Source organism: Mycobacterium sp. 1245801.1 (assembly GCF_001673055.1).
GTDB classification, from domain to species: domain Bacteria; phylum Actinomycetota; class Actinomycetes; order Mycobacteriales; family Mycobacteriaceae; genus Mycobacterium; species Mycobacterium europaeum_A.
On record NZ_LZKY01000324.1, the window covers coordinates 1 to 24,357 of the forward strand.

Below are 24,357 nucleotides of genomic sequence, written 5' to 3' on the forward strand. Positions count from 1 at the left end.
ACCGAGGGCCCGGACCGCCAGTACCCGGGTTCGGACCCGGATTTCGTTGCCAATGAACTGTTTTCGAAGCGCGGCGTCGATGTGGCGGTGCTGCACCCGATGGCGCGCGGCATCATGCCGGACCGGCACCTGGGCAGCGCCCTGCACGCCGCGCACAACGAGATGATGGTGTCGAACTGGCTGGAGTCCAGCCAGTTCGGCGAGCGGTTCCGCGGCACCATCCGGGTGAACCCCGACGACATCCCCGGCGCGCTGCGCGAGATCGAGCGGTGGCGTGCGCACCCGCGGGTGGTCCAGATCGGCGTCCCGCTGCAATCCCGCGAGCTGTACGGCAAACCGCAGTTCTGGCCGATCTGGGAGGCCGCCGTCGACGCCGGACTACCCGTCGCCGCGCACATCGAGGTCGGGTCGGGCATCGCATTCCCGCCGACGCCGAACGGCAACACCCGCACCTACGAGCAGTACGTCAGCTTCATGGCGCTGAACTACCTGTATCACCTGATGAACATGATCGCCGAGGGAGTGTTCGAGCGGTTCGACGGCCTCAAGTTCGTCTGGGGCGACGGCGCCGCCGACTTCATCACGCCGTTCATCTGGCGGATGGACACCTTCGGCCGTCCGCACCTGGAGCAGACGCCGTGGGCACCGCGGATTCCCAGCGACTACCTGCCCGGTCACGTGTTCTTCGTTCAGGGCAGTCTCGACGGCCCCGGCGACGCCGAATTCGCCGGCGAGTGGTTTGGCTTCACCGGTAAGGACGACATGGTGATGTTCGGCTCGAGTTATCCACACTGGCAATGCGGCGATGTCAGCAAACTGCCCAGCGCGTTGTCGGCCGAACAGCGCGAGAAGCTGTGCTGGCGCAACGCGGCGCAGCTCTACGGCATAGACATTCCCGCCGGGGTGGGCGCACAGTAGAAGTATCGCGAAAACTGAGGAGAGCCAGATGACGTTGACCCATTCGCAGGAGCGGGTTCCCGCTACCGAGCGCATAGCCGTCCGCTGCGTCGACTCGGATGTCCACCCGGCCCCCAAGCGCGGAGAGCTGCTCCCGTACATCCCCGAGCCGTGGCGCAGCAAGTACTTTCTCACTCGCACCGTTGGTGAGCAGATCTACTACGACGCACCGGACTACGCGCACTCCTACGCGATGCGCGTGGACTCGTTTCCGGCCAACGGCGAGTTCCCCTGCAGCGACCCGGATTTGGCGTTTCGCCAGCTGATCATGGAGGCCGGGTCCGACATCGCGATCCTGGAGCCCGCGGCCTACCCGGCTCGCATTCCTGAAGCGCAGCATGCGATGTCGGCCGCGTTGAACGACTGGCAGGCCAATCACTGGCTGGACAGCCACAACAACTGGCACGAGCGGTGGCGCGGCTCGATTTGCATCGCGATCGAGGAGCCGGAAGAGTCGGTGCGCGAGATCGAGCGCTGGGCCGGGCACCCCTTCATGGCCCAGATCCTGATCAAGGCAGAGCCTCGGCCGTCCTGGGGACACCCCAAGTACGACCCGATCTGGGCGGCCGCCACCAAGAATGACATCACCGTGAGCTGCCACCTGTCGCGCAGCCAGTTCGACGAGCTGCCGATCCCGCCGGTGGGATTCCCCAGCTACAACCACGACTTCATGGTGACCTACTCCCTGCTGGCGGCCAACCAAGTGATGAGCCTGATCTTCGACGGCGTCTTCGACCGGTTCCCGACGCTGCGGATCGTGTTCGTCGAGCACGCCTTCAGCTGGATCCTGCCGCTGATGTGGCGCATGGACGCGATTTACGACGCCCGCAAGTCGTGGCTCGACATCAAGCGCAAGCCGTCCGAATACGTCAAGGACCACATCAAGTTCACCACCCAACCGCTCGATTATCCCGAGGACAAGACCGAGCTGACCCGCGCGCTGGAATGGATGGAGTGCGAGAAGATCCTGCTGTTCTCCTCGGACTACCCGCACTGGACGTTCGATGACCCGCGCTGGTTGGTCAAGCACCTGCCCAAGCACGCCCGCGACGCGGTGATGTACAAGAACGGCATCGCGACCTATCACCTGCCCGAGACCGTGCCGGTCCTCGAGGGTCAGACCCGGGTGCTCTGAGTTGACGGAAGAAACCAAACGGCCCGAGCCCCGTCTCGCCCAGGGCCGCGAGCACGTCGTCGCCACCGTAGACGAAATCCCGCCGGGCACACACAAACTGGTACCGATCGGGCGCCACGGCGTCGGCGTCTACAACGTCAACGGCACCTTCTACGCCATCGCGAACTACTGCCCCCACCAAGGCGGCCCGCTGTGTTCGGGACGGGCCCGGGGGCGCACCATCGTCGACGAGACCGCGCCGGGCGACTCGGTCATGGTGCGCGACCTGGAATACATCTACTGCCCTTGGCACCAATGGGGTTTCGAGCTGGCGACCGGTACGACGGCGGTCAAGCCGGAATGGAGTATTCGCACCTATCCGGTGCGCGTCGTGGGCAACGACGTTTTGGTTCAGGCCTAACCACAGGAGAATCGGGTGCCTTCTATCGAGATCAACGGGGGAAATGTCGTCTACGAAATCCTCGGTGACTCTGGCGATCTCATTGCGCTGACGCCGGGCGGCCGGTTCAGCAAGGAGATCCCCGGCCTGCGTCCGCTGGCCGACGCCCTGGCCGCGGGCGGTTACCGGGTGCTGCTGTGGGACCGCCCCAACTGCGGGGCCTCGGACGTGCAGTTCTACGGGCAGAGCGAGTCCCACATGCGCGCCGAGACGCTGCACAAGCTGGTGACCGGCCTGGGCTTCGAGCGCTGCATTCTGGCCGGAGGTTCCGGCGGGGCAAGGGATTCCATGCTGACCACGATGCTCTATCCCGAGATGGTCACCAAGCTCGTGGTGTGGAACATCGTCGGCGGCACCTACGGCACCTTCGTGCTCGGTTCGTTCTACATCATTCCCAGCATCCTCGCGGTGCGCGGCACCGGCATGGACGGCGTGATGAAGGTGGCCGAATGGCGTGAGCGCATCGAGGAGAACCCGAACAACAAGCAGCGGTTCCTCGACTTCGACAAGGATGAGTTCCTCAAGTTGATGCTGCGCTGGCTCAACGCCTTCGTCTCCAAGCCGGGGCAGACGATTCCGGGCGTCGAGGACGAGATGTTCGACCGAATCAAGGTGCCCACGTTGATCATTCGTGGCGGTGAGAACGACATGGATCACCCGAAGCGGACGTCGCTCGAAGTCAGCTGCCTGATCAAGGGATCGAAGCTCATCGACCCGCCGTGGCCCGAGGATGCCTGGGAGCGGGCGTCGGAGGACCGCGCCGCGGGTCGGGTGCAGCACTTCAACATGTTCGACACCTGGGTGCAGGCGGCGCCCGCAATCCTGGAATTCCTGGGTACGTAATGCGCGAACGGTTGCATTACCTAGTGCGGATGTGGACCTCACAATTCAGCGACGCCTCCAGCGCCGTGTGCACGCGGCTTTCCGGGATCCGTTCGAGATCGGACTCGCGCAGGGTCACCTCGACGATGTCGAATCCGTCCGAACCGGGGGTGCGCTCGATGTCACCGGTGAGCCCGAACGCGGACAGCACGCCGTGCGCGTCGTCGTCGGTTCCCCGGCTGACGAAGGTGACCACTCCCGCGGCGGGATCAACGCCGAATGCTCTGGTGCACAACCCGATTGCGGTGGCTTTGGCCGTGTCGCCGTCTTCGGCCGCGATGAGCAGCTCCACTTCGCGGCGGGTCGCGGGCCGGGATGCGAGGTCATTGTCGACCACGTCCGCGCCGGCCGCGGCTACCAACTCGAGGAGAGCCGCCATGCCGTCGCGTAGTCGTGCGGGTGTGAGCACGCTTTCCGGGTCGACGTTGACACGCACCACCGCAGTTCGCATGTGCGCAAGCCTAACTAACACGATGGCAGGCCAGCCTTGAACACCACTCAGTCCACCACCATCGCCACCGCGACGTTGCCCGGATGCACGCCGCGGCTGCTGAGCGAGCACGCCCGCGAGGACCTGGCGTCCTATCGCAAGGTCGGTGGCTACCGCCCGCTTGGCGACCCCGATGACTTCCTGACCGAAGTCGAATCGAGCGGCCTGGTCGGGCGCGGCGGTGCGGCGTTCCCACTGTCGGTGAAGCTGCGGTCGGTGCGCGACAACGGACGACTGCTGGGCGTCCCCGTCGTCGTGGCGAATGGCGAAGAGGGCGAACCGGCTTCGGTCAAGGACCGTTGGCTGTTGCGCAATCGCCCTCACCTCGTCCTGGACGGACTGCGGCTGGCCGCGACGATCGTTGCCGCCGACCGCGCATACGTCTACGTGTCCGATCAGGAATCGGCACACAGCATCGAATCCGCGCTGGGCGAATTGGACCCCGGAGCGCTCGGTGTCGCCGTCGACCTGCGCACCGTGGCGCCGGGGTACGTGGCGGGCGAGGAGACGGCCGCGGTGCGCGCGATCAACGGCGGCCCGGCCAAGCCGACGGACAAGCCGCCGCGTCCCTTCGAGGCCGGCGTCGATGACCGGCCCACGCTGGTGAGCAACGTCGAGACCCTGGCCAACCTGCCCTACCTGCAGGGCCACGGATCGGCCGATTTTCGGTCGCAGGGCACGACGCTGTCGTCGGGCACCTTCCTGGCCACCATCACCGGGGGCGGGCGACCTCCCGTCCTGTATGAACTGCCGCTTGGGCTGCCGTTCACGGAACTGCTTGCCCTGCACGGTGTTCCGGCCGATCGGGTGCGCGGAGCGCTGATGGGCGGTTACTTCGCCGGTCTGCTCAACCGCTCCGTGTTGGAGACCACCCTGGACCACGAGACGATGCGCCGCGTCGGCAGCGGGCTGGGCTGCGGTGCGATTTCGATCATCACCGAGGACTGCCCCGTCGCGGTGGCCGCATCCGTGCTCGCGTACTTCGATCGCGAAAACGCGGGTCAATGCGGATCGTGCTTCAACGGGACGGCGGCGATGGCCCCGGCCGCCGGCGCGCTGCGCGACGGCGCCGCGGCGGCAGAAGACGTCGAACGGTTGCGCCGCTGGTCGGTGCTGCTGCGCGGACGCGGTGCGTGCGCAACGCTGGATGCCGCGACCAACGTCGCTGCCAGCCTGCTCGATCAGTTCCCGGACGACGTCGGTGCCCATCTCGACGGCACCTGCCCGGACTGCACCCGCGGTGCGTTCCGCGCGGACCGTCCCTACGAGGCGGAACCTGTGAGGCAAGCATGAAAATCCGGCTGGATCGCACCATCTGCGACGGCTTCGGCATCTGCGCCAAACACGCGCCCGGATACTTCTCGCTGGACGATTGGGGGTACGCATCGCTCATCGGGGACGGCACGGTGGCGGAGGCGGATCGCGACGCAGTCATGCGGGCGCTGCTCGACTGCCCGGTGCACGCCATCACCGAAATCGGCCAGCGCACCTCCCGCGCGTCGCAGCCGCCGTTGGCCGACGCCGAGGACCCGGCCGAGCACCTCAAAACCGAAGAGAACGAGGCGGAGTGGGGATTCACGCGCTGAGCCGTCCGCGCCCCGAGGAGTAGTGCCGTGCAGCTCACCTTTGACGCCGACGTAGAAGCCTTTCGCGCGGAGTTCGTCGGCTTCCTCACCGAACACCTGCCGACGCAGGCCCAAGCCGCGGAGCGCCCGTCGTCGACCTCGCACGTGCCCGAATGGTCGCGCCGCTGGCAGCGACTCCAGTTCGACCACGGATGGCTACTACCCGGCAACCCACCGGAATTCGGTGGTCGCAACGCAAACATCCTGCAGCAGTTCGTACATCGCGAGGAGCTGTCGCGACGCCGGATCTACCACTGCTTCAATCCCCAGGGCGTCGGCATCATCGCCGCGTCGCTGTTGTCCTTCGGCACCGAAGAGCAGAAGCGGCGCTGGGCCGTCCCGATCCTGCGCGCCGACAAGACCGCGTCCCTCGGCATGAGCGAGCCGGGAGCCGGCTCCGACCTGGCCGGGCTGCGGACGAAGGCCGAATTGGTCGGCGATGAGTTCGTGGTCAACGGGCAGAAGGTGTGGACTTCCGGCGCCCACGATGCCGACGTGATTCTGACGTTCGTTCGCACGGACCCGAACGCTCCGCGGCACAAGGGAATCAGCGCGCTGCTCATCCCGACCGATAGTCCCGGTCTGGTGCGTCGCCCCTTCCCCTCGGTCTATGACCGTGACGAGCTGGACTTCAACGAGGTGTTCTTCAACGACGTCCGGGTGCCCGCGGATAACCTGGTCGGGCCGCTCAATGGCGGGTGGCGGGTCGCGAACGGCTCGCTCGGCCACGAGCGCACTTTGATGTGGATGGCGTTCGCCAACCGGCTCGAGCAACTCCTCGAGGACTACCGGCCCAGCGACGAGGTGAATGCGGACCACTACGCCACCATCGTGATGGACTACTACGCGCTGCGGCTGCTCGGTTCGGCCGCGCTGGGTAAAGCGGCTCGCGGCGAGGTGGACGTGGCGGCGTTGTCCGTGCTGAAGGTGTTCGGCTCGGAGGCCGAACAGAGCGCGCTGCGACACGCTCTGGACGCCGCCGGGGCCGATGGGCTGCGGGACAAGATGCTGACGGCCCCGTACAACCCTTACGCCCCGGATCTTTTCACCGCCAGCTGGTTCGCGCGCTACATCAGCAGCTACGCGGGCACCATCGCGGGCGGCACGTCGGAGATCCAGCGCAACATCATCGCGCAGCGCGTCCTCGGTCTGCCCTCGCGGTGATCACAACGCCGGACACAGCGACGACAGAAACTGCTGAGTTCGGCGTCGCGACTTGGTTCGCTCGTCAATGTCCTTGCCCAACGGCACGATTCGCACCGCGAGGTCGGTGACACCGGCATCGCGGTAGCGGCGCAACCGCTCCAGGACGGTCGCCTCGTCGCCTGCCGCCATGGTGTCACCGACGTCTTCGGCGTCGCCGTGCTGCAGCAGTCGCACATAGTTCGGCGAGAAGTCCGCGTGTCCGAGCACCTCGCTGGCGTAGCCGCGAGCCTCGTCCGCCTCGCTATTAAAGCAGAGCGCGACGGGAACACCGGCGACGATCCGGGGCGCTGGCCGCCCGGCCCGGGCGGCCGCCGCGGTGAGGCGTGGAACGACGTGGTCGGCGATGGCGCGCTCGTCGGCCATCCACAGCACGGTGCCCCCGGCCCGCTCGCCGGCGAGTTGCAGCATCGTCGGCCCGAGCGCCGACAGCAGCACCGGCATCTCGAAGGCGTCGGTGACATCGACCGGCGAATGGACGCAGTAGTTTTCGTTGTCGACATCCACGGTGCCCGGACCGGCGAAGGAAGCGAGCAGCACGTCGAGATAGTCGCCCATCAGGCGCGCCGGGCGGTCATAGGGCAGCCCCAGCTGTGAGTTGACGATCCAATGATGCGAGGGTCCGATGCCGAGCGTGAACCGTCCGCCGCACGCGACCTGGGTGGTCAGGGCTTGTTGCGCCATGATCATCGGATGGCGAGTCTGAATCGGCACGACCGCCGTTCCGATCTCGATGGCCTCGGTGGCCTGCCCGATCAGCGCCACGGCGGTCAAGGCGTCGAGGTAGCCGGGGACCTGGGGCATCCAAAACGCGGTGAAACCGTCGCTTTCGGCGGCGACCCCGTCGTCGATCAGGCCGGCAAGTCGATCGGCGCGTGAACGCTCCTTGTCGGAGCCGACCATCAAGCCGATGCGCATGCGGTCCCTTTCCTACGGCACATAGCGATCCCACTCGTACGGAACAATTGCGAAAAATGGTGCGGCAAACAATGCTTCGATGCCCGATTCGGCCCAGCGGGCCTCGAGCACCGGCCGCAACCGCTCCGCGGTGGCAACCGGATCGTCGTCGAGGAAGCAATACGTGATCGTCTGGTTCTCCGGTGCGCTGGCCAAGCTGGCGTCGACCCGGCGCGATACCGCGGACCAGACACCGGCGACGCCGTCGACGTCGGCCAGCGGGTCCGGGGACGACGGTCCCCGCTCGACCAACACGAACGCGCCGCGCACCGGTAGCCAGGGCAACACGTCTGACCCGATTCGGACGCGCGGCGCTGCGGCTTTGCGTTGCACGTCGTATACGCCGCGCTCCACCGGCGGCAGCAGCGGGAGTTTACGGCCGGCGTTCCCCAGCGCCGTGGACAGTTCGTTGAAATCGTGCAATCCGGCCGTGTCGGTGAAGAAGTACGTCATCACGTGGTCGACCGCGTCCAACGGCCCGCCGCTCACCGCGCGAGCCGAGCGGCAGGCCGGCGTGGACACCAACCGCAACGAGGCGCGCACCGCGCGCAGGCGGTGTTGTTCCGGGCGGTGATCCAGGCTGTGCCAGCGCAGATACTCGGCGTCTTTCCCGTCGGGGTGGCGGATCGCCATGGAGACAAACAGGGTGGTGATCTCGCCGCTACCGGCGGCACCGATCTCGGGGACCTCGTCCGATGGCGTGCCGGGAAGATGCATGGCGTTGATCCTCAGGCTCTCGTCGAATCGTGTTGATGCAGCTGGATTTCTGGATGGCGGGCCGCGACCATGCGCCGAAATCCCTCACGCCAGGGCACCTTCGTGCGGCCGAGCACGTCGTGCATGTGGGTGACGTCCGGCCACAGCGGGGTGTGCGCCTGCGGCGTGTACTCGAAGATCGGCTCGACACCGACCAGCTCACCCATGAAGGCGCAGTACTCCTCCACGCTGACGGTTTCGCTGCCGGCCCAGTTCACCACGACGGGCGGTGTCGCGGCGACTTCCATCGCGCGGACGCCCAGCTCCACATAGTCGTCTTCATAGATGGGGTTGTAGTTGTTCGGCTTGTCGGGATGCAACCGAATGGGCTTGCCCGCCAATATCGCATCGAGACGGTCGGCGGGCGCACCGCCCTGGGGGCCGTACGTCGAACAGATCCGGATGATGGTCAGCGGGATGTGAAAGCGCCTGGCGATCCAGGTGCACACCGCCTCGGCGGCCACCTTGGAGAAGCTGTAGTTCGCCCGCAGTGGTGCCCCCGGCGGATCGGTTTCGGTGAGCGGTCGCCGGCCCTGATAGGCGTAGATCGAGCCGGTGGAGCAGAAGACGAAACCCTTTGCGGCGCGGCAATGGTAGAGCAGTTCGCCGGACGCCTGCGCGTTCGTTTCGACGCACCGGCTCCAATCGTCGGCGCCCGGGTCCACGGCGGCGTGGAAGACGTAGGTGAAATCGTCTGGGAGACCGGAGAAGTCGCCGGCGCCGACGTCCAGCGCGACCGGTCTGATCCCGGCGTCCACCAGTTTTTGCCGGGCCGCGGGATCTTTCAGGCGCGCGGCACCCCACACCTCGTTGCCCGCTGCGGCCAGGGCACGCGCGATCGGAAACGCGATCTTGCCCGTCGCCCCGGTGATCAGGATCTTCTCTGCGTCGAGCAATCCGTCCTCCGAATGTTAAGTACTTGATACCGCGTGGCGAGCATAACTCCCGGTCGACGGGAAACGCCACGAGACGCCCCGAAAGTCACCTGGTCGTGGCGGTAGCAACGGAATAAGCTGGAGCGGGCCAGGCTCGAATTGGCCCCACCGGGAGGCCCACCATGAGGTGGTTATTTGGTCGCCTGACCGCCGTTGTCGCGGTCGCCTTCATGACGATGGTCGTTGCGGTGATCGCGACGCCGGCGATCAGCTCGGCGCAGTGCGATCGCAACCTGTCGTTCAACGTGTCGACGTTCGAATGCAAACCGCGACCGGCTCCGCCGCCGTGGTACGCCGTGCCGCCGGCGTATTCGCCGGAATTCGCATCGGACGTGCCGCCCCCGCCGCCACGGCCGGCGTGGTCGCCGAACGAACCGATGTGGAGCGTCGGCTTCCACCAATGGGGCGCCTATTTCGACGGCGTCTGGGTGCCGTACTGACCGGGGCGCCACCTCACCTGACCCGCAACGCGTCTGGATCGCGTGTGCGCAGAGTGATAACGTAATTCTCCGATTTGCATAATGGCCCTACCAGGCCGGCCGTGCGGACCCCCGGAGGTGACGTGTCAGCAGCACCCGGACGGCCGCTGCCCCTGATCACGCAGGACAATGAATTCTTCTGGACGTCGGGTGCCGACGGGAAGCTGCGCCTGCAGGAATGCCAGAGCTGTGAATCGCTGATCCATCCACCCGCGCCGGTCTGCCGGTACTGCCGGTCCCGCGACATCGGTGTGCGGGCGGTCTCGGGCCGGGCGACGCTCGCCGGATTCACGATCAACGAGCGGTTCAGCCTGCCCGGGCTGGCGGCGCCCTACGTGATCGCGCAGGTGGCTATCGCGGAGGACCCGCGGGTCCGGTTGACCACCAACATCGTCGAAAGCGATGTCGATCGGCTGGAACTCGGACAGCAGGTCGAGGTTGTCTTCGAGCAGGTCGAGGACGTGTGGTTTCCATTGTTTCGGCCCTTGCGGGCGGGAGGGGCCGATGCCGGCGAACCCGGTGAGCTGCCGGTCGACGAGATCGCGCCGGAACGATTCGGCGAGCACGTCCGCCCGATGCTCACGGTGGAAAAGTTCGAAGACAAGGTCGCGCTCACCGGAATCGGCGCGTCCCCGATCGGCCGCCGGCTGATGCAGCCGCCGCTGGCGTTGACCGTGCAGGCATGCGAGGCAGCCATCGCCGACGCCGGTCTGACCTACGCCGACATCGACGGCCTGTCCACCTACCCCGGCGCGATCAATGTCGGCGGCTTCGGGGAGGGCGGCACCACCGCCCTCGAGGGCGCGCTCGGCATCCGGCCGACGTGGCACAACGGCGCCATGGAGACGTTCGGGCCGGGCGGCTCGGTGATCGCCGCGATGCTCGCGGTCGCCTGCGGGCTGGCGCGCCACGTGCTGTGCTTCCGCACCCTGTGGGAAGCCACCAACGGCGAGCTGATGAAGCAGGGCAAGATCACCCCGGCCCACGGTTCAGCGGGCCGAATGTCGGGCTGGCAGATGCCATTTGGTGCCACGTCAGCGGCACACACACTGGCGATGAACGCGCAGCGGCACTTTCACCGGTACGGCACCACCAAGGAAACGCTGGGCTGGATCGCGTTGAACCAGCGCGCCAATGCCGAACTCAACCCGACCGCCATCTACCGGTCGCCCATGACGATGGACGACTACCTGGGCGCGCGGCCCATCACGACGCCGTTCGGCCTATACGACTGCGACGTGCCGTGCGACGGCGCCATCGCCGTCATCGTCTCGGCCGTCGACGCCGCCCGCGACCTGGCCAAGCCGCCGGTACTGGTGGAAGCGGTGGGAACGCAGATCGTCGAGCGACTCGACTGGGACCAAAGCACCCTCACCCACGAGCCGCAGGTGCTGGGCCAGGCGGCGCACGTATGGACGCGTACCTCGCTGCGACCCGCCGACGTCGACGTGGCAGAGCTGTACGACGGGTTTTCCTTCAACTGTCTGTCCTGGATCGAGGCGCTGGGCTTCTGCGCAATCGGTGAGGCCAAAGACTTTCTGGACGGCGGCAAGAACATCGCGCGCGACGGGCAGTTGCCGCTCAATACGCACGGCGGCCAACTCTCGCACGGCCGCACCCACGGCATGGGTCTGCTGCACGAAGCCATCACTCAGCTGCGCGGCGAGGCCGGTGACCGCCAGGTCGCCGGTGCCCGCGTCGGTGTGGTCAGCAGCGGCGGCCTGACCCCTAGCGGCGTGCTCCTGCTGCGGGCGCCGGAATGAGACGAGCATGAACCCCGCGGCGCCGCGGCCAAGGCTGGTAATCGTCGACGGGGTGCCGATGTCGGCGCTGGTCACCGAAGTCGAAGACCCGCAGGCCGTGATCGTGGCCATCCACGGCGGTGGCACCACCGCGATGTATTTCGACTGCCCAGGCCACCCCTCATATTCGCTGTTGCGGACCGGCGCGGCGGCCGGGTTCACCGTGGTGGCCCTTGATCGGCCCGGCTATGGCAGCTCGGCGCCCTATCCCGAAGCGATGGTCTCCGGCGAGCAGCGCGTCAACCTGGCTTACGGTGCCGTCGACCGCATTCTCGGCGAACGACCGCGGGGCGCAGGCATATTCGTGTGGGGCCACTCGGGCGGCTGCGAGCTGACGCTGCGGTTGGCCGCCGACGCGCGAGGTGCCGACCTCCTCGGTATCGAACTGGCCGGCACCGGCCGGCACTACCACCCCGCCGCAAAGGAAATACTGAAAACGGCCACCCGCGAACGCCGCCCGTCGGGCATGCGCGAACTGCTGTGGAGCCCAGAGCAGTCTTACCCACCCGAAGTCCTCAACGGCGCCACGGTGTCGCCGTCCGCCCCGGCCTACGAGGACCAGATGGTGTCGGACTGGGCGCGACAGACGTTCCCCGAGCTCGCGCCCCACGTGCGCGTCCCGGTGCACTTCAGCATCGCCGAGCACGAAAAGGTCTGGCAGACCGACGATGCCGCGGTGACCGAGGTCGGCGCCCTGTTCACCGGGGCGCCGCGATTCGTCGTGCACCGGCAACCGGACGCCGGGCACAACATCAGCCTCAGTCACGCCGCCCCCATCTACCACTCGAAAGTCCTTGAATTCGTGCGGGATTGCGTGGCCGAGCGTTCGGCGAAGACGGAATCCGATCTGGAGGCCGGCTGATGCGCGTCGGATTCATCGGCTTGGGCAGCCAGGGCGGTCCCATGGCGCGCCGGATCGTCGAGGGCGGCTACCCCACCACGTTGTGGGCGCGCAGGCCGGAGGCCCTCGAGGCATTCTCCGACACCTCGGCCGGCATCGCCGGGTCACCCGCCGAACTCGCCGCGGCCAGTGACCTGGTCTGCCTCTGCGTGGTCGCAGACGCCGACATCGACGAACTGGCCTGCGGGACAAACGGATTGCTGTCGGCGATGAAGCCCGGCAGCGTGATCGCCGTGCACAGCACGGTGCATCCGGACACCTGCCGAGACCTCGCGACCAAGGCTGCCGCCCAAAGTGTTTCCGTCATCGATGCGCCGGTGAGCGGCGGGGGCGGCGCGGCGGCCGAGGGCCGCCTGCTGGTGATGGTGGGCGGCGACACCGACGTCGTCGAGCGTTGCCGCCCCGTCTTCCAGACCTATGCCGATCCCGTCGTTCACCTCGGCGAGCTGGGTTCCGGACAGACCACGAAGCTCCTCAACAACCTGTTGTTCACCGCCAACCTGGCCACGGCGGCCAGCGCGCTGTCACTGGCCAGCGCGCTTGGCGTCGAACCGGACCGCCTCACCGAAGTGGTCTCCCGCAGCTCTGGCAACAGCTTTGCGCTCAACGCTCTCGGCGGCATCGGCGGACTCGATCGGCTGGCCGGGGTGGCGGGCGGGCTGCTGCAGAAGGATGTTCGGCTGGTCGTCGACCTTGCCGAGAACGCCGGGGCCAGCGGCGGCGCGGTGCTCGATGCGGCCGACGCGGCGCTGGCCCTGATGGACCACCCACGGTGAGAATCGGATTCATCGGCGCGGGACGGATGGGCCGCCCCATGGTCGGCCGCCTGGTGGCCGCCGGTCACGACGTCCTTGCCGTGGGCCGGACGGCCGAAAAGCGCGGCGAGCTCGAGCAACTGGGCGCGCGGACCGTCGGCGAGGCGGCCGAAGCCGGTGCCCGAGCCGACGTCGTGGTGCTCTGTGTGTTCAACGACGATCAGGTTCGAGAGGTCTGCCTGGCCGGCGAAGTGCTATCCGCAATGCGGCCCGGTTCGGTGCTGGTGGTGCACACCACCGTCAGCCCGGACACCATCGCGGCCGTGGCCGAGCGCGCCAATGGTGTTGACGTCGTCGACGCCGCGGTCAGCGGGGGCCCACACGACATCGCCGCCGGCCGGCTCACGCTGTTCGTCGGCGGTGCCGACCAAGCGGTTGACCGAGCGCGACCGCTGCTTTGTTGCTACGGCGACCCGGTCCTGCACGTCGGGCCGGCCGGCGCCGGCCAGAAGGTGAAACTCGTCAACAACGCGCTGTTCGCTGCGCAGCTCGGGCTGCTGGCCGAGTCGGTCCGGCTGGGAGAAGGGCTCGGCGTGCCGGAGTCGACGTTGCTGACCGCCCTGGGACACGGCAGCGCGGCTAGCCACGCGCTGAACCTCATCGCGGCCGGCGGTTCCATCGCGTCGTTCATCGAAATGACCGGTGAGTTCGTGGCGAAGGATGTGGCCGCCGCCCGGGCTAGCGCCGAGGCGCTGGGCAGCGGTCTGGGCGCGCTGGATGACGTCATCGCGGCCATCGGCGTCGCGAAGAGGGCATGAAATGCCAGCGTTTTGGTCTTTCCGGTTCGTCACGAAGGTATTACCGTTAGCGTTACAGTCAGTGACTCCGCTGTAAAGGTTTCAGCCCGACCTCGCCGCTGAGGAGGATGCAGTGACAAAACCGAAGGTCGTCTTCGATCCGTACTCCGAGGACTACTTCAACAATCCGTTCGACATCTATCGACGGATGCGCGAGGAAACGCCACTGTATTACGACGAGCAAGAGGACTTCTACGCCCTGACCCGCCATGAAGACGTCGCGGCCGCGTTCAAGGACTTCGAGACGTACTCGTCAGCGCGCGGCTGCGACCTGGGGATGGTGCGCAAGGGGTTGCCGCCCGAGCAGAAGTCGATCATCTTCATGGATCCACCGGAGCACCGCCACATGCGCAGCCTGCTCAACAAGGCGTTCACACCGCGGGCGATCCAGTCGCAGCGGGAGACGATCATCGAGGTGATCGACAAATACCTGGGAGTGGTCGATCCGGATAACTTCGACGTCGTGCAGGACTTCTCCGGACCGTTCCCGGTCGAGGTCATCACCCGGATGGCCGGGGTCCCTGAGGAATACCGCCAGCAGGTCCGCCACTGGATCGACACCAGCCTGCACCGTGAACCGGGACAGATCGAGGTCAGCGAAGCGGGCATGCAGGCCAACATCGACACGGCGATGTACTACTTCAGCCTGGTCCAAGAGCGGCGCCAGGATCCTCAGGACGACATGATCAGCCGGCTGATCGCCGCCGAAATTCCGGGTGAAGACGGCCAGCTGCGCAAGCTCGACGACATCGAGATCTGCGGGTTCGCAACCCTTCTGGGCGGCGCGGGCGCGGAGACCGTCACCAAGCTGATGGGCAACGCCGCGGTCATCTTCGCCAATCACCCCGACCAGTGGCAGAAGCTGCAGGAGGACCGGGACAAGATCCCCGGGGCGGTCGAGGAGCTACTGCGCTACGAGGGGCCGGTGCAATACAACGTCCGCTACACCCTCAAGGAGGCCCACGTCAGCGGTGGCGTGATCCCGCCGGGCAAACCCGTATTCCTCTGCGGCGCCGCGGCCAACCGCGACCCGGAGGCCTTCACCGACGCCGACACGTTCGATATCGAGCGCGATCACACCGAGGCGCAGCATCTCGGACTCGGGTACGGGATCCACAGCTGCTTGGGCGCCGCGCTGGCCCGCCTGGAAAGCCGGATCGCGCTGGAGCGGTTGCTCGACTTCATGCCGCGCTACGAGGTCGACTTGGCGGGATGCAAACGGGTGACCATGCAAAACGTGGCGGGCTGGAAGAACGTGCCCGTCAAGGTGCTTCGTTAAGGGGGCCACGATGACGAAGAAGATCGAAGTCGATTGGGGACTCTGCGAGAGCAACGGTGTCTGCATGGGCATCAACCCAGACATCTTCGAACTCGGCGACGACGACATGTTGACCGTCCACCAAGAGGAAGTCACCCCGGAGAACGAGGCGGACGTGCGCGAGGCCGTCCGTCAGTGTCCTCGGCAGGCGATCTCGATCGTCGGAGAGTAATCAGATTCCGGAGAGGATGACGGCGTTGCAGTCGGCAGCCTGCTGGCGCAGTTTCGCCGCCTTCTGGTAGCCCTCGGATTCGTACCACGCCCGAGCCGCATCCACCGACTCGAATTCGAGCACCACGGTCTGGTCGCCGTGCCAGTCGCCCTCGATGACTTTGGGCGCGGTGTCCACCGCGAGGATGGTGGCACCGCTCATCGCGGATCCGGCGGCTTGAGCGTATGCCTTCATGCCTTCCGGGTCTTTGATGGCCTCGGTGAGGATGACATACCCTTTGGCCACTCGAATCTCCTTACTCGCCCGTAATTTTGGTTATTTCTCGCTGATCGCCTGCTCGGGACAGCATTGGATCGCCTCCTGAGCGGCGGACTCCAATTCCGCCGGGACATCGGAATCTGTCGCTACGGCGTAACCGTCGTCGGTCAGGCTGAACACGTCGGGGCACAGCGTGAGACACATGCCGTGACCGCGACACCGCTGGTCGTCTACCCAAACCTTCATGCCAGTGTGAACTCCAGGTGCAATTCGGTCAGGCCACGCAGAATGTAGGTCGGAACGTATTGGTAACGACGGTTATCCGCGGGCCCGTGGACGTCCTCGTTGATCCTGATATCCGTCGTGCGGTCGAGCAGCCGTTCGATCGCCACCCGGGTTTCGGCCCGCGCCAGCGGGGCGCCGGGGCAGCTGTGGATACCACGCCCGAACGAGATGTGCTGGCGCGCGTTCTTGCGCGTCGGATCGAAGGTGGCGGGTTCTTCGAACCGGCGCGGATCACGGTTGGCCGCGGCCTGCACGATCATCACCGTAGTGCCGGCCGGCAGGTCGACGCCACCGACGTTGACCGGCCGCCGGTTCATCCGGAAGTCGCCCTTGACCGGGCTCTCGTGGCGCAGCGATTCTTCGATGAAATTCGGGATCAGGCTGCGATCCTTGCGCAGCTGCGCCTGGATATCGGGGCGCTCGCCCAGCGTCTGCAGGGCCGCGCCGAGCAGCCGCACGGTGGTCTCCTGTCCCGCCGAGAACACGTTGCTGGCGACACGAGCCACGTCCTCGATGTCCGGGATCGAACCGTCGGGATAGGTGGCGGTGGCCAGGCCGGTGAGCACGTCATCACGCGGCTCGCTCCGGCGGTCGCGGACGTAATCGGAGAACAGGCCGTAGAGGAATTCCAGTGGGCTGTGGGCCAACGATTCCTTGCCGGTGCCCCCGACGCCGCCGCCCGAGTGCTCGCGGATGCCCTTGATGAACTTGTCGCGGTCCTCCATCGGCACGCCCAGCAGGTCGGCGATCACCAGCAGGGTGAACGGGCCCGCGAAGCCCTTGATCCATTCGCCGTGGCCGGGGGCCAGGAAGTCGTCGAGCGCCTGGTCGGCGAGCGCCCACATGGCGTCCTCGTTCTCTTTGAGGCGCTTCGGGGTGATCAGCCGCATCAGCAACGAGCGGTGGTTGGTGTGGGTCGGCGGGTCGAGCGTCGGCAGCTGGTCGCTGAAGGGCAGTTCGTCACGGTGCTGCTCGATCAGCTCGGTGATGTCGTCGCCTTCGATCGGGACCGGGAAGCCGGGGAACGGACCCGTCACCGAGATGCAGGAAGACCACGTCTCGGCGTCGTTGAGGACCGCACACGCCTCGTCCCACCCGGTGATCATCGTGACGTCGTGGTGGCTTTCCCGGGTGACGGGGCAACGCTGACGCAGCGCCTCGTAGTAGGGGTACGGGTTCTCGATGAGCTCGCTGCCGCGAAAGAAGTCCAACTCGGAGAATTCGTTCGCCATCTCCTGCTCCTTGAATCTCGGCTAGTGAGAATGTGCCTCTCGCGGATGAGTATTACATTTTCACACGGGGTGGTGGTCGTCAACGACGGGTCCCCGCCGGGCGTCTCGAGACGCGCGATTCGCCGGCCGCCGACCGTGGCGCGCCGGTCTGATCGCGCCCGACTAGCTGGCAGGAACCAGGTCGGCCGCCACCGAGGGCCACGCCAGCAGCCCGCTGCGGAACGTCTCGACGTGGCCGACGGGGGCGTGCGGTACGGCCGCCGCCGCGAGGGCCTGGGCCTTGAACGTCTGCGCCGCCATGCTCAGCTGGTGTTGCACCAGTCCGACGCTGTCATCGAGTTCCGACGGCCAGTCCTCCCCCCACAGCGTGACCTCCATGGCGCCCTGATCGAGGGCCCGCAGCACGCCTTGGCGAACCCGCGCGTCGCAGCCGAATAGATCCGCCGCGGCCGCCAGGGCCTGGGGGCGGGGCCGCGAATGCACCGATGCCAGCGCCCCTTCGAGGTCGAGCACCTGGGCACCGATGATCTGCAGCGGCCGGTCATCGGGGTGGTCCGCCAGATCCATCAAGAGCACGGTGACGTCCCAACCCGCCATCGACCGGTCAAAGATCCAGCCACCGGCGAAACGCACCACATCGACCGCGGTGGTGGCCACGACGTCGAGCCGGTACCTCATGTCGTCTCGAGCTTCTTCGGGGGCGCGAAGTCCCGCGCCAGTGTTTCGGCGTACTGCTTGAACACCTCGGGCAGCGGTATCGAGGGATCGAGTAACCATGTGGTTTCCATTCCGTGGACGAAGGCGAGGATTTCTACTGCCTTGACGGCGGGGTCTATGTCTTCGCGATACCGGCCATCGGCCTGACCGCGACGGATGAGCTCGGCGACGATGTCGGTGGCGGCCCGGTGCCTGGCCAGCATGCGGTCGTGCAGCGGAGCCTCGGGCAGGATGTTCTCGACAAGCAGCACCGTGAACGTCCCCACCAATTCGGGGGCCCGGTGGAACCGGTCCGCGACCGCGGCGATCTGGTCGAACAGGTCCCCGGTCCGGTCGGCGTGGGTGTCGTCGTCGAGGTCGCGGGCATCGAGCACCGCGTGCAGCAGCTGCTCCTTCGATTCGAAGTGATGCAGCAGGCCTGCCGGTGTCACCCCGGCCTCACCGGCGATCTGGGCGAGCGTGGTGCTGCGCCAGCCGTTGCGGGTGAGCAGGCGTTGGGCGACGTCGAGGATCCGCTGCTTGCGGTCCTCCCCCTTGGCGAGAAGCGTGTCGTATCGCCGCGCGACGGGCACCAGGGTCCTCTCTACCGACGTAGCAAAACCAACCTAGTGAACACACAGTAGGTTAGTTTGGTCGCTGTGACAAGGGTCACGTGGTGCGGTTTTTCAGCGCGCCGGGTCCCGCCTCGGGGGCTGTCAGCTCACCAGCTCGACCAGCGTGGCGTTGGCGGTGCCGCCGCCTTCGCACATGGTCTGCAGCCCGTAGCGAATCCCGTTGTCGCGCATGTGGTGGGCCATGCGCGCCATCAACACCGCCCCCGACGCGCCCAGCGGGTGCCCCAGCGCGATCGCCCCGCCCAGCGGGTTCATCCGGGCCGGGTCCACCCCGGTTTCCGCCAGCCATGCCAGCGGAACCGGCGCGAAGGCCTCGTTGACCTCGAAGACACCCACGTCGGCCAGCGCGACGCCGGCCTTGCCCAGCACCTTCTCGGTCGCGGGGATGGGGCCGGTGAGCATCAGCACCGGATCGGCGCCGGTCACAGCGCCCGCCAGGTAGCGCACCATCGGCGTCAAACCGAGCTCGACGGCCAGCTCCGCGGTGGTCACCAGCAGCGCGGCGGCGCCGTCGGAGATCTGCGACGAATTGCCGGCGTGAATCACCCCGTCCTCGGCGAAGGCGGGCTTGAGCGCGCCGAGCTTCTCCACGGTGCTGCCGCGCCGCACGCCCTCGTCGGCGGTGACGACGTTGTTGTCGGCTCCCTCGACGAACACCGGCACCAGCTGCTCGGTGAATGCGCCGCTGTCCTGGGCCGCGGCCGCGCGCTCGTGGGACTCGACGGAGAATTCGTCGAGGCGGGTGCGGGAGAATCCCCATTTCTTGGCGATCAGTTCCGCCGACAGGCCCTGGTTGAAGGAGAAATCGTCATAGCGGGCAAGGACTTTCGGGCCGTAGGGCATACCGGTTGCGCGGGCCGAACCGAGCGGTACGCGGCTCATGACCTCGACCCCGCCGGCCACGACGACATCCTGCTGCCCGGACATCACCGCCTGCACGGCGAAGTCCAGCGCCTGCTGGCTGGACCCACAGGCTCGGTTGACGGTGGTGCCGGGGATGGTCTCGGGCCAGCCGGCGGCCAGAACCGCGTAGCGGCCGATGTTGCTGGACTGATCGCCCACCTGGGACACGCAACCCCAGACCACGTCGTCGATGATCTCGGGACCGATGCCGGTGCGCTCGATGAGTTCGGTCAGGACGACCGCGGACAGGTCGGCGGCATGCATGCCGGACAGGGCGCCGTTGCGCTTCCCCACCGGCGTCCGCACCGCCTCGACGATGACTGTTTCACGCATATCCTTACTCCGATTGCTTGTCGCCCGAATGTGGTTCCACGTCAGATTTTGCTAGGGCCCACCGACCAGTAAACGATGGCTCCCGCCGTTGCGCGAAAGCGGCGTAGGCCGCCGCCGTGTCCGCGGTCGCGAAGTTGACGCCCTGGGCGCGGGCCTCGCTGGCCAGCGCGTCCCGCAGGGTGCGGTCGGCGCCCTCATTCAGTAGCGCCTTGGTGTGGGCCAGCGCGATCGGCGGGCCGGCCGCCAGCCGGTTGGCGAGATCGTCGACGAACGCGTCGATCTCCGCGGCCGACACCACCCAGGTCACCAGGTTGAGGGCGCATGCTTCCTCGGCATCGATCGTGTCCGCCAGCAACGCGAGCCGCTTGGCCTGTTGCAGCCCAACGATTTTGGGCAACAGCCAGGAGCCGCCGAGGTCGATCGACAGGCCCCGTTTCGAAAAGATCTGGCAGAACGTCGATTCCGGTGTGGCCACCACCAGATCACAGCCCAGCGCGAGGTTCCAGCCGGCGCCGACGGCCACCCCGGTCACCTTGGCGATCGTCGGAATCGACAGCTCGTGCAGCGCCAGCGCCACGTCGGTCAACCGCTGCAACTTGTACTTCGGATGGATGTCCTCGGGAGCCGAGATGTCCGCGCCGGAACAGAAACTGCCGCCGGAGCCGGTGATCACCAGTGCGCGCACGCCGGGATCGTGGCCGGCGGCATCCAGCGCGTCCCGCAGGGCGACCCATAGTTCCGGGTTGATCGCATTCTTGCGACGCGGGCGGTTGAGCGTGAGGGTGCGCACCCCGCCGCGGTCCTCCGACAGCAACACGGGGTCATCGGTCGTGGTCAATAGCTCCTCGGCAACTTCAGGACGTTGGCTCCCAGGAAGTTCAGAATCATCTCCTGGCTGACCGGCGCGATCTTCATCAACCGGGCCTCCCGGAAGTAACGGGTGATGTGGTATTCCTCGGCGTAACCCATGCCGCCGTGGGTTTGCAGCGCCCGGTCGGCGGCGGTGAAGCCGGCGTCGGCGCACAGATACTTTGCCGTATTGGCTTCGCGCCCGCAGGGTTTGCCATTGTCGTAGAGCCAGGTGGCCTTACGCAGCATGAGCTCGGCGGCGTCGAGCCGGGCGAGTGAATCGGCGAGTGGGAACTGCAATCCCTGGTTCATGCCGATGGGTCGGCCGAACACCTCGCGCTCGTTGCCGTATTTCACCGCCTTCTCCAGCGCCACCCGGCCGATGCCGAGCGCCTCGGCCGCGATCAGCATCCGCTCCGGGTTGAGACCGTCGAGGATGTACTGAAAGCCCTTGCCTTCCTCGCCCACTCGGTCCTCGACCGGCACCTCGAGATTGTCGATGAACAGTTCATTGGAGCTGACGGCGTTGCGGCCCATCTTGCGGATGGGGCGGATGTCGACGCGGCTGCGATCGAGATCGGTGAGGAACAGGGTCATCCCGTCGGTCTTCTTGGTGACCTCGTCGTAGCTCTGCGTCCGGGTGAGCAGCAGGATCTTGTCGGACTCCATCGCTTTGGAGATCCAGACCTTGCGACCGTTGACGATGTAGCGATCGCCGTCCCGCTTGGCGAACGTGGTGATTCGCGAAGTGTCAAGCCCGGCACCGGGTTCGGTGACACCGAAGCAGACGTGCACCTCGCCGGTCGCGACGGCGGGCAACGTGCGGGCCTTGAGCTCGTCGGAGCCGTGCACCACGACCGGCTGCATGCCGAAGATGGACAGGTGAATCGAACTGGCCGCGTTCATGGCGCCGCCGGACTTGGCGACCTCCTCGAGCAGGATCGTCGCTTCGGTGATCCCCAGGCCATGCCCGCCGTACTCGGTCGGGATCGTCATGCCCAGCCAGCCGCCCTCGGCGATGGCCTTATAGAACTCGGTCGGAAATTCGTGCGCCTGGTCCTTCTCCATCCAGTACTGGTCGTCGAATTTCCGTGCCAGCTCCGCGACCGACCGGCGGATCAGTTCCTGATCTTCGGTCAGCTCAAAGTTCATTCCACCCACTGGTGGTCTCCTCTTCTCAGCGCGAACAGACACAAAAGCACCCGACACGCCGACGATTTAGGTGCTTTTGCGTCTGCTCGGCGACAGTACTGTGCTCAGTCCTTGTTGCCGGTAAGGGCTTTCGCGTTGGCCGCGAAGTCCGCGAACGACGAGCCGCCCCGACCGTCCTTGTCGTGACCCTTGGCCTTGATGGACACATCGTGCCCCTCGGCGGCCTTGCGCAGCGCACCGACGGTCGCCTGTTCGCGCGAAATGTGCGTGAATGGGTCAAACGAGTACCAGCGCATGGCGTTCTCGTGGGTCATCCTGTTGATCTCGTCATCGGGAACGTTGTTGAGGGACAACACATCCCACAGCTCTTCGGGCGCACCCGGCCACATCGAGTCGCTGTGCGGGTAGTCGGCTTCCCAGCAGATGTTGTCGATGCCGATCATGTTGCGCAGCGCCACGCCGACCTTGTCGCTGATGAAGCAGGTCAGGAAGTGGTCGCGGAACACCTCGCTGGGCAGCTTGCCCTTGAAGTCCTGGTGCGTCCAGGCGGAGTGCATCTCGAAGGTGCGGTCCGCGCGCTCGAGGAAGTAGGGGATCCAGCCGGTGCCGCCCTCCGACAGCGCAATCTTGAGGTCGGGGTATTCCTTTATAGGCTTGGACCACAACAGATCGGCGGCGGCCTGCACGATGTTCATCGGCTGCAGCGTGATCATCACGTCCATGGGGGCGTCGGGCGCGGTGATGGCCAACCGTCCCGAGGAACCGATGTGCACGTTCATCACGGTGCCGGTGTCGCACAGCGCCTTCCACAGCGGGGCCCAGTAGTCGTCGTGGAAGCTGGGGTACCCCATCGCGGCCGGGTTCTCGGTGAAGGTCAAGGCGTGCACGCCCTTTTTGGCGACCCGCCGCACTTCGGCCGCGCACGCCTCGGCATCCCAGATCACCGGGATCGCCATCGGGATGAATCGCGCCGGGTAGGCACCGCACCACTCTTCGATGTGCCAGTCGTTGTAGGCCTGCACCAGTGCGATCGAGAAGTCGTTGTCGTCGGTGGCGAACAGCCTTCCGGCGAAACCGGGGAAGGACGGGAAGCAGATCGACGCCAGGATGCCGCCGGCGTTCATGTCCTTGACGCGCTCGTCGACGTTGTAACAACCGGGCCGGATCTCGTCGAGCCCCGTCGGCTCGATGCCGTACTCCTCCTTGGGCCTCCCGGCCACCGCGTTGAGCGCGACGTTGGGGATGACGGTGTCGCGGAACTTCCACATGTCCGATCCGTCGGCGTTGTGCACGAGCCGGGGCGCATCGTCCTGATACTTCTTCGGCAGGTGGTTCTTGAACATGTCCGGCGGCTCGACGGTGTGGTCGTCGACGCTGATCAGAATCATGTCTTCTTTGTTCATGGCCGTCCCTTTCATCGGATCCACCGGATCGATTAGAGCCTCGGCGAATCGCTGTCCCGTGCCAAGATCACTAAACTGAAAACTATCTTCTCGCCAGGCGAGAATCAACATCCAGCGGTTGCTCGGCGCCGCCGCAACCTTCTGACCAGCAGCCGAACGTGCAGGCCCAGCGCCCTTCCACGGCGCAGCCATGCCGTGAGGTAGGACCGGGTTGGCGTGGCGGAACGGGGGCCGGTGGCCGCCCTGTCGACGCGGGCGGCCGCCCGGTCGCGACGTGCGCCAGGGCGATGGGTGCACCTGTCCTCGAGCGGCACGCCGGCATTGACCGGACGCGCGTTTCGTGCCAGTCTGTTAGTTGCAAATGAGAATATGATTCTCTTTCACCGAGAGGACACTGCCAATGCGCTTGCAGCCGCTGCCCGCCGACCAGTGGGACGAGGCGACCCGGCAGGCCCTCTCGGCGATGCGTGAGGCGGACAGCAACAACGCGCTGTCCACGCTGGCCCATCATCCGGCGCTAGCCAAGGCGTTTCTGCGGTTCAACGTCCACCTCCTGGTGTCGTCCACACTGCCGGCCCGCATCCGCGAACTGGCCATCCTGCGGGTGGCCCATCGCCGGCGGTGCGCCTACGAGTGGTCACACCACGAGCGAATGGCCAAAGAAGAAGGAATCACCGACGACCAGATCGCGGCCTTGAAGCGCGGCGAGGCCGCCGACGCGTTCGACCAGGTCGTGATCACTGGCGTCGACGAGCTCGATGAGAAGTCGGAGCTGTCGGACCAGACCTGGGCGGCACTGGGCGAGCGCCTCGACGACCAGCAACGGATGGACTTCGTCTTCACAGTCGGCTGCTACGCCCTGCTGGCCATGGCCTTCAACAGTTTTGGCATCCAACCCGAACACGCCACCACAGCCGCTAACAACGTCGAATAAGAGGAGTAAGAACG

General features: G+C 66.5%; 28 protein-coding genes. 15 read left to right on the forward strand and 13 right to left on the reverse strand.

From position 1 onward, the window contains the following. The 4 genes from A5622_RS20575 to A5622_RS20590 all read left to right on the forward strand — a co-directional run. Positions 1-918: amidohydrolase family protein (locus A5622_RS20575; RefSeq protein ID WP_066880904.1), on the forward strand; the 918-nt coding region annotated here is incomplete at its 5' end. A 28-nt stretch (positions 919-946) separates the two neighbouring features. Then, positions 947-2,092, forward strand: coding sequence for an amidohydrolase family protein (locus tag A5622_RS20580; protein ID WP_066864369.1), 1,146 nt, complete (start codon positions 947-949; stop codon positions 2,090-2,092). Between the two features lies 1 nt (position 2,093). Then, positions 2,094-2,492, forward strand: coding sequence for a Rieske (2Fe-2S) protein (locus A5622_RS20585; protein WP_064882584.1), 399 nt, complete (start codon positions 2,094-2,096; stop codon positions 2,490-2,492). 15 nt (positions 2,493-2,507) lie between these two features. Next, positions 2,508-3,374 (forward strand): alpha/beta fold hydrolase, encoded by an 867-nt coding sequence (locus tag A5622_RS20590; protein ID WP_066880906.1) that lies wholly within the window; start codon positions 2,508-2,510, stop codon positions 3,372-3,374. 16 nt (positions 3,375-3,390) lie between these two features. Here A5622_RS20590 and A5622_RS20595 read toward each other — a convergent pair whose 3' ends face one another. Then, positions 3,391-3,864, reverse strand: a complete 474-nt coding sequence (locus tag A5622_RS20595) for a hypothetical protein (RefSeq protein ID WP_066880908.1) — start codon at positions 3,862-3,864, stop codon at positions 3,391-3,393. Positions 3,865-3,900: 36 nt separating this feature from the next. Between A5622_RS20595 and A5622_RS20600 the strand changes: the two genes are divergently transcribed. The 3 genes from A5622_RS20600 to A5622_RS20610 are packed head-to-tail and all read left to right on the forward strand — an operon-like array spanning position 3,901 to position 6,692. Next, on the forward strand, positions 3,901-5,196 hold the full coding sequence (locus A5622_RS20600; protein WP_066880910.1) for an NADH-ubiquinone oxidoreductase-F iron-sulfur binding region domain-containing protein: 1,296 nt from the start codon (positions 3,901-3,903) through the stop codon (positions 5,194-5,196). After that, complete coding sequence (locus A5622_RS20605) at positions 5,193-5,489, forward strand: ferredoxin (RefSeq protein ID WP_066864380.1); 297 nt, start codon at positions 5,193-5,195, stop codon at positions 5,487-5,489. Before A5622_RS20600 ends, A5622_RS20605 begins: the two co-directional genes overlap by 4 nt. A gap of 27 nt (positions 5,490-5,516) precedes the next feature. Then, entirely contained in the window at positions 5,517-6,692 is a 1,176-nt protein-coding gene (locus A5622_RS20610) for an acyl-CoA dehydrogenase family protein (RefSeq protein ID WP_066880912.1), read from the forward strand. Here A5622_RS20610 and A5622_RS20615 read toward each other — a convergent pair whose 3' ends face one another. The 3 genes from A5622_RS20615 to A5622_RS20625 are packed head-to-tail and all read right to left on the reverse strand — an operon-like array spanning position 6,693 to position 9,340. Then, a complete protein-coding gene (locus A5622_RS20615) occupies positions 6,693-7,649 on the reverse strand; it encodes a TIGR03564 family F420-dependent LLM class oxidoreductase (protein ID WP_066880913.1) in 957 nt (318 codons plus the stop codon). A 12-nt stretch (positions 7,650-7,661) separates the two neighbouring features. Continuing rightward, positions 7,662-8,405: a hypothetical protein gene (locus A5622_RS20620; protein WP_066880915.1), complete on the reverse strand. Its 744-nt coding sequence runs from the start codon at positions 8,403-8,405 to the stop codon at positions 7,662-7,664. Between the two features lie 11 nt (positions 8,406-8,416). Beyond that, positions 8,417-9,340, reverse strand: a complete 924-nt coding sequence (locus A5622_RS20625) for an NAD(P)-dependent oxidoreductase (RefSeq protein ID WP_066880917.1) — start codon at positions 9,338-9,340, stop codon at positions 8,417-8,419. Between the two features lie 161 nt (positions 9,341-9,501). Here A5622_RS20625 and A5622_RS20630 point away from each other — a divergent pair, with 161 nt between their 5' ends. The 7 genes from A5622_RS20630 (at position 9,502) to A5622_RS20660 (ending at position 15,663) form a co-directional block, all read left to right on the forward strand. Next, positions 9,502-9,819, forward strand: coding sequence for a hypothetical protein (locus tag A5622_RS20630; protein ID WP_066880919.1), 318 nt, complete (start codon positions 9,502-9,504; stop codon positions 9,817-9,819). A gap of 122 nt (positions 9,820-9,941) precedes the next feature. Further along, entirely contained in the window at positions 9,942-11,621 is a 1,680-nt protein-coding gene (locus A5622_RS20635; protein WP_066880921.1) for an OB-fold domain-containing protein, read from the forward strand. Positions 11,622-11,628: 7 nt separating this feature from the next. Continuing rightward, on the forward strand, positions 11,629-12,522 hold the full coding sequence (locus A5622_RS20640) for an alpha/beta hydrolase (RefSeq protein ID WP_066880923.1): 894 nt from the start codon (positions 11,629-11,631) through the stop codon (positions 12,520-12,522). Next, the gene (locus A5622_RS20645) at positions 12,522-13,337 is read left to right on the forward strand and encodes an NAD(P)-dependent oxidoreductase (protein ID WP_066880925.1); all 816 of its coding nucleotides are present in this window, start codon (positions 12,522-12,524) and stop codon (positions 13,335-13,337) included. Before A5622_RS20640 ends, A5622_RS20645 begins: the two co-directional genes overlap by 1 nt. After that, entirely contained in the window at positions 13,334-14,134 is an 801-nt protein-coding gene (locus tag A5622_RS20650) for an NAD(P)-dependent oxidoreductase (RefSeq protein ID WP_082994650.1), read from the forward strand. The genes A5622_RS20645 and A5622_RS20650 overlap by 4 nt, the downstream gene beginning before the upstream one ends. A gap of 112 nt (positions 14,135-14,246) precedes the next feature. Then, positions 14,247-15,452, forward strand: coding sequence for a cytochrome P450 (locus A5622_RS20655; protein ID WP_066880929.1), 1,206 nt, complete (start codon positions 14,247-14,249; stop codon positions 15,450-15,452). A 10-nt stretch (positions 15,453-15,462) separates the two neighbouring features. Further along, entirely contained in the window at positions 15,463-15,663 is a 201-nt protein-coding gene (locus A5622_RS20660) for a ferredoxin (protein WP_007777398.1), read from the forward strand. On the opposite strand, the gene A5622_RS20665 is transcribed toward A5622_RS20660, so the two are convergent. The 9 genes from A5622_RS20665 to A5622_RS20705 form a co-directional block, all read right to left on the reverse strand. Next, a complete protein-coding gene (locus A5622_RS20665; RefSeq protein ID WP_066865814.1) occupies positions 15,664-15,948 on the reverse strand; it encodes a DUF1330 domain-containing protein in 285 nt (94 codons plus the stop codon). 30 nt (positions 15,949-15,978) lie between these two features. Next, positions 15,979-16,167 (reverse strand): ferredoxin, encoded by a 189-nt coding sequence (locus A5622_RS20670; RefSeq protein ID WP_066865812.1) that lies wholly within the window; start codon positions 16,165-16,167, stop codon positions 15,979-15,981. Then, positions 16,164-17,438 (reverse strand): cytochrome P450, encoded by a 1,275-nt coding sequence (locus A5622_RS20675; RefSeq protein WP_066880931.1) that lies wholly within the window; start codon positions 17,436-17,438, stop codon positions 16,164-16,166. Before A5622_RS20675 ends, A5622_RS20670 begins: the two co-directional genes overlap by 4 nt. A 162-nt stretch (positions 17,439-17,600) precedes the next feature. Continuing rightward, positions 17,601-18,116 carry a hypothetical protein gene (locus tag A5622_RS20680; protein ID WP_066880933.1) on the reverse strand — a complete coding sequence of 172 codons (516 nt, stop codon included), beginning with the start codon at positions 18,114-18,116 and terminating at the stop codon, positions 17,601-17,603. Beyond that, positions 18,113-18,727 carry a TetR/AcrR family transcriptional regulator gene (locus tag A5622_RS20685; RefSeq protein WP_066865804.1) on the reverse strand — a complete coding sequence of 205 codons (615 nt, stop codon included), beginning with the start codon at positions 18,725-18,727 and terminating at the stop codon, positions 18,113-18,115. Before A5622_RS20685 ends, A5622_RS20680 begins: the two co-directional genes overlap by 4 nt. A 123-nt stretch (positions 18,728-18,850) precedes the next feature. Then, entirely contained in the window at positions 18,851-20,005 is a 1,155-nt protein-coding gene (locus A5622_RS20690) for a thiolase family protein (RefSeq protein WP_066880936.1), read from the reverse strand. A 4-nt stretch (positions 20,006-20,009) separates the two neighbouring features. After that, positions 20,010-20,843, reverse strand: coding sequence for an enoyl-CoA hydratase/isomerase family protein (locus A5622_RS20695; protein WP_066880938.1), 834 nt, complete (start codon positions 20,841-20,843; stop codon positions 20,010-20,012). Further along, positions 20,840-22,006, reverse strand: a complete 1,167-nt coding sequence (locus A5622_RS20700; protein ID WP_066865795.1) for an acyl-CoA dehydrogenase family protein — start codon at positions 22,004-22,006, stop codon at positions 20,840-20,842. Before A5622_RS20700 ends, A5622_RS20695 begins: the two co-directional genes overlap by 4 nt. Positions 22,007-22,110: 104 nt before the next feature. Next, complete coding sequence (locus A5622_RS20705) at positions 22,111-23,409, reverse strand: amidohydrolase family protein (RefSeq protein WP_066865793.1); 1,299 nt, start codon at positions 23,407-23,409, stop codon at positions 22,111-22,113. Positions 23,410-23,809: 400 nt separating this feature from the next. Here A5622_RS20705 and A5622_RS20710 point away from each other — a divergent pair, with 400 nt between their 5' ends. Then, positions 23,810-24,343: a carboxymuconolactone decarboxylase family protein gene (locus tag A5622_RS20710; RefSeq protein WP_066865790.1), complete on the forward strand. Its 534-nt coding sequence runs from the start codon at positions 23,810-23,812 to the stop codon at positions 24,341-24,343. Positions 24,344-24,357: the final 14 nt, after the last annotated feature.

What these genes read in the sequence shown, in the direction of transcription:
- A5622_RS20580 (WP_066864369.1), top strand. Translation starts at nt 947, where the DNA reads ATGACGTTGACCCATTCGCAGGAGCGGGTTCCCGCTACCGAGCGCATA.
- A5622_RS20595 (WP_066880908.1), bottom strand. Translation starts at nt 3,864, where the DNA reads ATGCGAACTGCGGTGGTGCGTGTCAACGTCGACCCGGAAAGCGTGCTC.
- A5622_RS20605 (WP_066864380.1), top strand. Translation starts at nt 5,193, where the DNA reads ATGAAAATCCGGCTGGATCGCACCATCTGCGACGGCTTCGGCATCTGC.
- A5622_RS20615 (WP_066880913.1), bottom strand. Translation starts at nt 7,649, where the DNA reads ATGCGCATCGGCTTGATGGTCGGCTCCGACAAGGAGCGTTCACGCGCC.
- A5622_RS20620 (WP_066880915.1), bottom strand. Translation starts at nt 8,405, where the DNA reads ATGCATCTTCCCGGCACGCCATCGGACGAGGTCCCCGAGATCGGTGCC.
- A5622_RS20630 (WP_066880919.1), top strand. Translation starts at nt 9,502, where the DNA reads ATGAGGTGGTTATTTGGTCGCCTGACCGCCGTTGTCGCGGTCGCCTTC.
- A5622_RS20640 (WP_066880923.1), top strand. Translation starts at nt 11,629, where the DNA reads ATGAACCCCGCGGCGCCGCGGCCAAGGCTGGTAATCGTCGACGGGGTG.
- A5622_RS20645 (WP_066880925.1), top strand. Translation starts at nt 12,522, where the DNA reads ATGCGCGTCGGATTCATCGGCTTGGGCAGCCAGGGCGGTCCCATGGCG.
- A5622_RS20660 (WP_007777398.1), top strand. Translation starts at nt 15,463, where the DNA reads ATGACGAAGAAGATCGAAGTCGATTGGGGACTCTGCGAGAGCAACGGT.
- A5622_RS20670 (WP_066865812.1), bottom strand. Translation starts at nt 16,167, where the DNA reads ATGAAGGTTTGGGTAGACGACCAGCGGTGTCGCGGTCACGGCATGTGT.
- A5622_RS20675 (WP_066880931.1), bottom strand. Translation starts at nt 17,438, where the DNA reads ATGGCGAACGAATTCTCCGAGTTGGACTTCTTTCGCGGCAGCGAGCTC.
- A5622_RS20680 (WP_066880933.1), bottom strand. Translation starts at nt 18,116, where the DNA reads ATGAGGTACCGGCTCGACGTCGTGGCCACCACCGCGGTCGATGTGGTG.
- A5622_RS20690 (WP_066880936.1), bottom strand. Translation starts at nt 20,005, where the DNA reads ATGCGTGAAACAGTCATCGTCGAGGCGGTGCGGACGCCGGTGGGGAAG.
- A5622_RS20700 (WP_066865795.1), bottom strand. Translation starts at nt 22,006, where the DNA reads ATGAACTTTGAGCTGACCGAAGATCAGGAACTGATCCGCCGGTCGGTC.
- A5622_RS20705 (WP_066865793.1), bottom strand. Translation starts at nt 23,409, where the DNA reads ATGAACAAAGAAGACATGATTCTGATCAGCGTCGACGACCACACCGTC.
- A5622_RS20710 (WP_066865790.1), top strand. Translation starts at nt 23,810, where the DNA reads ATGCGCTTGCAGCCGCTGCCCGCCGACCAGTGGGACGAGGCGACCCGG.